At 64.8% G+C, this 8,396-nt stretch carries 8 protein-coding genes and 1 pseudogene; 2 read left to right on the top strand and 7 right to left on the bottom strand.

Annotated features, from left to right (window positions below):
• From A3764_RS01025 to A3764_RS01050, 6 genes are all read right to left on the bottom strand, one after another.
• On the bottom strand, nucleotides 1-857 hold an 857-nt coding region (locus A3764_RS01025), incomplete at its 3' end, for an NAD(P)H-dependent flavin oxidoreductase (protein ID WP_067951054.1).
• A 75-nt stretch (nucleotides 858-932) separates the two neighbouring features.
• The gene (locus tag A3764_RS01030; RefSeq protein WP_067925762.1) at nucleotides 933-2,129 is read right to left on the bottom strand and encodes an acetyl-CoA C-acyltransferase; all 1,197 of its coding nucleotides are present in this window, start codon (nucleotides 2,127-2,129) and stop codon (nucleotides 933-935) included.
• Nucleotides 2,130-2,150: 21 nt separating this feature from the next.
• Nucleotides 2,151-3,080 carry an SDR family NAD(P)-dependent oxidoreductase gene (locus tag A3764_RS01035; protein WP_067925765.1) on the bottom strand — a complete coding sequence of 310 codons (930 nt, stop codon included), beginning with the start codon at nucleotides 3,078-3,080 and terminating at the stop codon, nucleotides 2,151-2,153.
• Nucleotides 3,080-3,901 (bottom strand): SDR family oxidoreductase, encoded by an 822-nt coding sequence (locus A3764_RS01040; RefSeq protein ID WP_067925768.1) that lies wholly within the window; start codon nucleotides 3,899-3,901, stop codon nucleotides 3,080-3,082. Before A3764_RS01040 ends, A3764_RS01035 begins: the two co-directional genes overlap by 1 nt.
• Nucleotides 3,901-5,016, bottom strand: a complete 1,116-nt coding sequence (locus tag A3764_RS01045; RefSeq protein ID WP_201722168.1) for an acyl-CoA dehydrogenase family protein — start codon at nucleotides 5,014-5,016, stop codon at nucleotides 3,901-3,903. Before A3764_RS01045 ends, A3764_RS01040 begins: the two co-directional genes overlap by 1 nt.
• Before the next feature lie 10 nt (nucleotides 5,017-5,026).
• Nucleotides 5,027-6,202, bottom strand: coding sequence for an acyl-CoA dehydrogenase family protein (locus tag A3764_RS01050; RefSeq protein WP_067925772.1), 1,176 nt, complete (start codon nucleotides 6,200-6,202; stop codon nucleotides 5,027-5,029).
• Nucleotides 6,203-6,324: 122 nt separating this feature from the next.
• On the opposite strand from A3764_RS01050, the gene A3764_RS01055 reads away from it, so the two are divergent.
• Nucleotides 6,325-7,320, top strand: coding sequence for an NADPH:quinone oxidoreductase family protein (locus tag A3764_RS01055; protein WP_067925775.1), 996 nt, complete (start codon nucleotides 6,325-6,327; stop codon nucleotides 7,318-7,320).
• Here the strand turns inward: A3764_RS01055 and A3764_RS01060 are convergent, their stop codons facing one another.
• A complete protein-coding gene (locus A3764_RS01060; protein WP_067925870.1) occupies nucleotides 7,321-7,977 on the bottom strand; it encodes a histidine phosphatase family protein in 657 nt (218 codons plus the stop codon).
• A gap of 50 nt (nucleotides 7,978-8,027) precedes the next feature.
• Between A3764_RS01060 and A3764_RS01065 the strand changes: the two are divergent.
• Nucleotides 8,028-8,396, top strand: a pseudogene (locus A3764_RS01065) (NADP-dependent oxidoreductase); the annotation flags it as partial.

The following is an 8,396-nucleotide window of genomic DNA, read 5'->3' on the forward strand; positions in this document are numbered from 1 at the left end:
GACCCGTCCGAAAAGCTCATCGAAGAAGCATCCGCCTGCGGCAGGTTGTCGGGGTCCATACCCGCGTTGCGCACCGACCCCTTGAGGTAATTGCCCCAGACCCCGGTAAAGAGCGACGAATAGACGATGTCATCCGCGCCCGAGCCCACGATCATGTCCTTGTAGCCGGGTTCGGCATTGGCCTCTTCCGTGGCGATAAAGGGCGAACCGGTATAGCCCAGATCGGCCCCGACAGCGCGCGCCGCAAGCAGCGCCTCGCCCGTGGCGATGGCGCCTGACAGGGCCACCGGGCCGTCGAACCATTCGCGGATCTCGCGCACCAGCGCAAAGGGCGATTGCTGGCCCGCATGGCCCCCGGCCCCCGCCGCCACGGCCACCAGCCCATCGGCCCCCTTCTCGATGGCCTTGCGCGCGAACTTGTTGTTGATGATGTCATGCAGAACGATCCCGCCGCAGGAATGCGCGGCCTCGTTCACCTCCACCCGCGCGCCGAGCGACGTGATCCAGATCGGCACTTCGTGACGGGTACAAATCTCCAGATCGCGTTCCAGCCGGCCATTGGACCGATGCACGATCTGGTTCACGGCAAAGGGTGCGGCGGGGTTGTCCGGGTTGGCCTGATTGTGCCGGTCCAGTTCTTCGCGGATTACTGTCAGCCATGTGTCGAGCAGCGGATGCTCGCCTTCCGCCTCGCGGGCGTTGAGCGCCGGAAAGGACCCGACGATCCCCGCCTTGCATTGCGCGATCACCAGTTTGGGCACCGAGATGATGAACAGCGGCGACGCGATCATCGGCAGTCGCAGCCCCTGCAGCGCCTTGGGCAAATGAGAATCGTCGCGCTTGAGGGTACGGGCCATGCGACCTCCGGTCAGTGTCATGTTGATATGAAGGGGGCGGGTGAACCCGCCCCTCTTGTTCGCGAAACGCAAGTGTCAGAGAACCTCGAACAGGCCCGCGGCACCCATGCCGCCGCCGACGCACATGGTGCAGACGACGTATTTGGCACCGCGGCGCTTGCCCTCGATCAGGGCATGGCCGACCATCCGTGCGCCGGACATGCCATAGGGATGCCCGATGGAAATCGCGCCGCCATTTACGTTCAGCAATTCGTCCGGGATGCCCAGCTTGTCGCGGCTGTAGATGACCTGCACGGCGAAGGCTTCGTTCAGCTCCCACAGGCCGATGTCATCCATCTTGAGCCCATGCGCCTTCAACAGCGGCGGCACGGCATAGACCGGGCCGATGCCCATTTCGTCCGGCTCGCAACCCGCCGCCCAGACGCCAACGTAACGTCCCAGCGGCTCCAGCCCCTGCTGCTCTGCCAGCTTCGCTTCCATCACCACAGAGGCCGACGCGCCGTCGGACAGCTGCGAGGCGTTGCCCGCGGTGATGAACTTGCCTTCCTTGATGTGGATGCCGTCCTTGAAAACGGGCTGCAGCCCGGCGAGGCTTTCCTCCGACGTGCTGGGGCGGTTGCCCTCGTCCTTGTCGAGTTTCACGTCGTGGGACGAGATTTCCTTGGTTTCCTTGTCCTGCATCATCATCGTGCTGTCCATCGGCACGATCTCGTCGTCGAACTTGCCCGCCTGCTGGGCGGCATGGGTGCGGGCCTGCGACCGGGCCGCGTATTCATCCTGCGCCTCGCGGCTCACGCCGTAGCGTTCGGCCACCGTTTCGGCGGTCTCCAGCATGGACATGTAGATTTCGGGCTTGTGCTCCTTCAGCCAGTTGTCGGCCTTCACGCGCATCTCCGGCGTCTGCACCATGGAGATGCTTTCGACACCGCCCCCCACGACCACATCCATGCCGTCGGTGATCACCTGCTTGGCCGCCGTGGCAATCGCCATCATGCCCGACGCACACTGCCGGTCGAGCGACATGCCCGCCACGCTGACGGGCAGGCCCGCGCGGATCGCGGCCTGACGGGCGATGTTGCCCGCGCCGTGTCCCTGCTGCAGGGCCGAGCCGATGATCACATCGACGATCCGGTCGTGGTCCACCCCGGCCCGTTCCACGGCATGGGCGATGGCATGTCCCGCAAGAGCCTGCGGAGAGGTGTTGTTGAACGCCCCGCGATAGGCCTTGCCGATAGGCGTCCGGGCGGTGGAAACGATGACTGCGTCACGCATGTTGGTTCTCCTTCGTTTGGGTTAACCCCAATCCAGCTTCAGGCCACGGGCCTTGGCTGCGTTGCGGGCATATTTCTTAGTTTGGCTGAAGGCGTCAGCCATGTCTTCCTGATCCTGCGGATCGGTAATGTCGCCCCATGCGGCGGCGACCGCTTCGGGCGTGTTATCCTCCCCGGTGAGCGTGACGCCGCGGGTTTCATAGACGCGGGTCTGGGCGAAACTGCCGGCCCCCGCGCCGAGGATGACGCGGCTGGGGGCATCTTCGCTCACCAGATAGAGCAGGCCCGGCGTGATGGTCTCGGGCGCGAGCAGCTCCTGCGCCTCGGCGGGCAGCAGATCGGCCGTCATCCGGGTGGCAGCAGTAGGGGCCAGCGTGTTGACGCGGATGTTGTCGCGCGCGCCTTCCATGTGCAAGACGTTCATCAGCCCGAGCATCGCCGCCTTGGCAGCCCCGTAGTTTGATTGCCCGAAGTTGCCATAGAGCCCGGAGGCCGAAGCGGTCAGCACCACACGGCCATATTTCTGTTCGCGCATGATCGGCCAGCAGGCGTGGGCCACGTTGGCGGAGCCGATCAGATGCACGTCCACCACCTTGCGGAAATCGGCCATCTCCATCTTGGCGAAGGTCTTGTCCCGCAGGATACCGGCGTTGTTAACCACGATGTCGATGCGGCCCCATGCCTCCATCGCGCGGGCCACCATGTCTTTCACGCCCGCTTCGTCGGCCACATCGGTGCCATGGGCCATCGCGGTGCCGCCCGCGGCGCGAATTTCCTCCACCACCGCGTCCGCCGCGTCTGACGATGCGCCCTGCCCGTCCCGGCTGACGCCCAGATCGTTGACGACGACCTTCGCGCCGCGCGCCGCCAGTCCCAAGGCATGCGACCGGCCCAAACCGGTGCCCGCGCCGGTGACGATGGCGACCCGGTCGTCAAATCGGATATCGGCCATCAGTGCAGCGCCTGTTCGAAAATATTGGGGCCGGACATCACGTTGATGCCGCCCGAAACCGGCAAGATCGCCCCGGTCAGATAGGCGCCGCCCTTTCCGCAAAGGAAGAGCATGCAACCGGCGATGTCTTCGTCCCGGCCGACGCGACCCAGCGGTACGTCGTCGCCCACCTTGTCGCGGGTATCTTCGTTTGCGGTGGCAAAGGCCGTCATCCGCGAGACGAAGGGTCCGGGGGCCAGCGCGTTCACGGTCACGTGCTGCCCGGCGAGCTCCTTGCCGAGGATACGCGTCATGTGATGCACCGCCGCCTTCGACATGGAATAGGAATAGGCCCCGTCGCCCATTTCACGCTCCCCCATGACGGAGCCGACGTTGACGACCCGCGCCGGATCCTCCGCCGAACTCGAACTCACAAGCATCGGCAGCAGCTTTTGCGTCAGGTCGAACATTCCCGCGACGTTGACGTTCATCACCTTTTCCCATGCGGCGTGGGGGAACTGCCCCATCGGCGCACCCCAGGTGATGCCCGCGTTGTTCATCAGGATGTGGAGGCTGTCCGTCCGTTCTTTCACCGCCGCAACCAGCGCGTCGATCCCCTCTTCGGAGCCCACGTCGCCGACGAAACCGATTGCTTTGCCCGGCACGCCCAGTCCATTCAACTCTTCCGCGACGGCAGCACAGGCGCCTTCCTTGCGGCTTGCCATGAGCACGGTCGCCCCCGCCCGCACCAGCGCCTCTGCCGCCATGCGCCCGATGCCTGTGGCGCCACCGGTGACCAGCGCGGTCTTTCCCTCCAGCCCGAAGAGCGTCTGAATATCCATCAAAATCCCCTTTCGCGCGCGACGATCTCGGCGTGATAGCCATAGTCGCCCAGCCATTCCGCGCCGACGCGCGCACGTTTCATGTAAAATCCCATGTCGAAAGCATCGGTCATGCCAATCCCGCCATGCATCTGCACGCCCTCCTGCACCGCCAGTTGCGCGGTGGAGGTGGCCCGGGCCTTGGCCAGCGATACCGCGAGCGCCGCATTGTCGGGATCTTCGTCCAGCATCCGACCGGCGTTGAGAATGGCAGAGGCCGTCACCTCTATCTCGCACCACAGATGCGCGGCACGATGCTGGAGCGCCTGAAAACTGCCGATGGTCGTGCCGAACTGCTTGCGTTCCTTCAGATAGCCCACGGTCATCCCGAAGGCCCCGGCGGCCAGCCCCGACATCTCTGCCGCGAGCGCGGCTTGCCCGGCCTCCAGTGCCGGACGAAGAACCGACATCGCGTCATCGACCTGTCCCAGCACGTCGTCACCGGTCGCCTGTACGTCGTCGAATTCGATACGCGCCGAATCCCGCGCGTCGATCATGTTCTGCCGGTTACGGGTGATCCCGTCGCGGTCGGCGGGGATGTCGAAGAGCGTGAGTCCCGCATCGGTCCGCGCCAGCACCAACAACCGGTTGGCCAGCGCGCCATCGACGACAAAGGTCTTCTTGCCGCTCAGCCGAAAACCGTTGCCCTCGGCGCGAGCCTGCATGGCGGTATTGTCGGGGGCGAACTTGTTGCCCTCGTCGATGGCCAGCGCATAGGTCGCATCACCCGAAGCGATGGCCGCCAGCGCCTTTTCGGCACGTGCATCGCTCACTTGCCGCAGGGCCGTGGCCGCGATGACGGCGGTGGACAGGAAGGGAGAGACGGCCAGCGTCTTGCCCATCTCGGCGGCAAGGACATTGGCGGCGGCATGCCCCATGTCGGAGCCGCCCTGCGCTTCGGGCACCAGCACCCCGGCCCAGCCCATCTGCGCCATCTCACGCCAGAGATCCGCGTCATGCGTCCGCCCGGCATCACGCAGGTCGCGCAGCGCCTTTACCGGCGCCTTGTCATCAAGAAACCCGCGGGCGCTGTCGGCCAGCATGGTTTCGTCTTCGGTCATCACCAATTTTGCCATCTGCCCGTCCCTACCCCGGAAGCCCGAGGACACGGCGCGATACGATGCTCAGCATCACTTCGCTCGTACCGCCCTCAATGGAGTTCGCCTTCGTGCGCAGCCAGTCCGCCGGGCGGTCGCCCAGCGGGCCATCCCATTCCAGCGCATCACTGCCGCCCGCGGCCATCAGCAATTCATGCCGCTGCTTGTTCAGCTCAGTGCCCATGTATTTGAGCATCGCGCTGGCATCGCCCGCCCCGGTTCCGGCCTCGGCCTGATCCTTGTAGCGCTCCAGCGTCATCCCGATGGCTAGCGCGTCCACTTCGCAGCGCATGGCGTCGGCCCGCAGAGTCGCATCGGTCAGGCCGCCCTCACCGGCGGATTCCGCCAGCACGGCCCCCAGCGCGCGACCGCCCTGCAGGCCCTGCCCCCCGCCCGAGATCATCTCGCGCTCATGGGTCAGCAGGTATTTGGCCACGTCCCAGCCGCGATTTTCCTCCCCGACGATCTGATGCTTGGGCACCTTCACGTCGGTAAAAAACGTCTCGCAGAAGACCGACGCGCCGGAAATCAGCTTGATGGGCCGCGTCTCCACACCCGGATCGCTCATGTCGATCAACAGAAAGGAAATGCCCTTGTGCTTGGGCGCTTCACGGTCGGTGCGGACCAGCGCGAAGATCCAGTCGGCCTTGTCCGCGTAGGAGGTCCAGATCTTCTGGCCGTTCACCAGCCAATGATCGCCCTTGTCCTCACCCTTCGTCTGGACGCTGGCCAGATCGGACCCTGCGCCCGGTTCCGAATATCCCTGGCACCAGCGCACCTCGCCGCGCGCGATGGGCGGCAGGTAATGCAGCTTTTGTTCGTGACTGCCGAAATGCAGCAGCGCGGGCCCGAGCATCCAGATACCGAAACTTTCGAGCGGCGAGCGCGCGTTGATCCGGGCCATTTCCTGATGGAAGATCTTTTCCTGCGCACGGCTCAGACCCGCGCCGCCGTATTCAACCGGCCATGTCGGCACGGTGTAGCCCTTGGCCGCGCAGCGCTCCAGCCATTGCTTCTGTGCTTCGCTGGTGAATTTCCAGTTGATGCCGCCCCAGCAGATCGCCGTTTCGATGTTCTGACCGTCCCGCATTTCGTCGGGGCAATTCTGCTCCAGCCAGTCCCGCAATTCGTTGCGAAACCCCTCCAGTTCGGCTTCACTCTGCATCGACGACTCCCCCTCGCGACAGCGGACATCAGTTCCGCACTGCAAAATTGCATTTCGATATTCGATTGACAAGACAGTTTGTCCCCCGCCCTACTGGCGACCACACGTCACAGGAGATCACGATGAAAGCGATGCTGAGCCACGAACCCGGCGGACCCGAGACACTGAGCCTCGAAGAGCAGCCAACCCCGCAGCCCCGCAAGAACGAGGTGCTGATCCGGGTACGCGCGGCGGGCGTCAACTTTCCCGACACGCTCATCATTCGTGACCTTTACCAGATGAAGCCGCCCCGCCCCTTCGCCCCCGGCGGCGAAGTCGCGGGCGATGTGGAGGCGGTGGGCGAAAACGTCTCTGACGTGGCGGTGGGGGACCGGGTTCTCGCCCTGACGGGCCATGGCGGTTTCGCCACCCATGTCTGCGCCGAGGCCATCAAGGTCATCAAGATTCCCGATGAAATGCCCTATGAGGACGCGGCCTGTTTCATCTTCACCTACGGCACATCGCATCACGCACTGAAAGACCGGGCCGAGATCAAGTCGGGCGAATCGCTGCTCATCCTCGGGGCCGCGGGCGGTGTCGGTGTCGCGGCGATCGAGCTTGGCAAGGCCGCGGGCGCCAAGGTCATCGCCGCCGTCTCGTCACAGGACAAGGCCGATTTCTGCAAGGAATGCGGTGCGGATGAAACCATCGTCTATCCGCGCGAGATGGACCGGGACGCGCAAAAGGAATTCTCCAACCAGATCAAATCGCTCGCCGGGCGCGACGGTGTCGATGTCGTCTATGACGCGGTGGGCGGTGATTATGCCGAACCTGCCCTGCGGGCACTGGCGTGGAAGGGCCGCTTCCTCGTGGTCGGCTTCCCCGCGGGCATCCCGAAAATTCCGCTGAACCTGACCCTGTTGAAGGGCAGCCAGATCGTCGGCGTCTTCTGGGGGGCGGCGGTGATGCGCGAACCGCAGGGCCATGCGGAAAACATGCAGGAACTCTTCGCCATGTATGCCGATGGCAGGGTCAAACCCCGCATTTCGGCTCGATTCCCGCTGGAAGAGGCGGCAGAGGCGCTCAACATGATGCAGGACAGGAAGGTACAGGGCAAAGTCGTTCTGACCGTCGATTGATCACTCCAGATGCGCGCAATCGTTGAACCCACGGGCGATGAATTCATCGCCCCGGATCACCAGCCGGCTGATCGATCCATTCGCCGCCCCGTTGAAGGCGAAAGGGCGCGCGCCCGTGGCCACAGCCATGGCGGCCCCGATCACCCCGCCATGCACGACGACAGCGATGCGTTCATCGGGATGCGCGCGGGCGATCCGCAAGAGGGCATCGCGCACGCGGCCATGCAGGGCCGCTGTGGTCTCCGCTCCTGGGATCTCGCCCCATTCCTCCCCCGCGCGGGCCTTTTCGAAGGCGGGATGGCCTTCGGCGGCGTGGAACCGGTAGGCGCCTCCGTCCCAATCACCGAGGAACACCTCCCGCAGATCAGGCTCTGTCATGAGGGTCAGACCCAGCTTTTCGGCCAGAGGCGCCGCCGTCTGATGTGTCCGCCTCAGGCTGGTGACGTAGATTGCCGTAATCGGCTCTCCGCCCAAGCGTTCGGCCACCGCGCGGGCCTGCGCCTCCCCTTCGGGGCGCAACGCCGGATCGCCGTGCCCGTCCACCAGCGGAAAGCTTTCGCCGCGCCGGGCGGCCTCCGTCTCGCCGTGGCGGATCAGCAGCAAATCCGCCGCGCCCTTGGCCGGCACGAACCTGTGTTGCCGCGCTTCGTCACTCATCACCCAATTCTCCCCGATGCTTCGGGGCATCTGACCACAAGGACCTGCCCATGACAAACCGCCAGATCACCATCGCCGAACTGCCCAAGGACGCGCTGACCCGGAACCACTTCGAGATGGGCGAGACCGACATGCCCGTGCCCGGCGACGGCGAGGTCCTGTTGCGGGTGATCCTGATGTCCATCGACGCCGCGAACCGGTCGTGGATGAAGGGTGCGACCTACCGTGCCGCCGTGCAGCAGGGCGACGCCATGCCGACCTATGCGATCTGCGAGGTGACTGAATCGAACAGCCCCAAGCTGCAAAAGGGCGACATCGTCGCGGCGGAAGCCACCTGGTCCGACTATATCACCGCCCCCGCCCACAAGGTTCAGAAGCTGCCGAAAGTACCGCAACTGTCGAACCTGATGTCCGTCTAT

The sequence above is a fragment of the Sulfitobacter sp. HI0129 genome (genome assembly GCF_001635395.1).
Classification (GTDB): domain Bacteria; phylum Pseudomonadota; class Alphaproteobacteria; order Rhodobacterales; family Rhodobacteraceae; genus Sulfitobacter.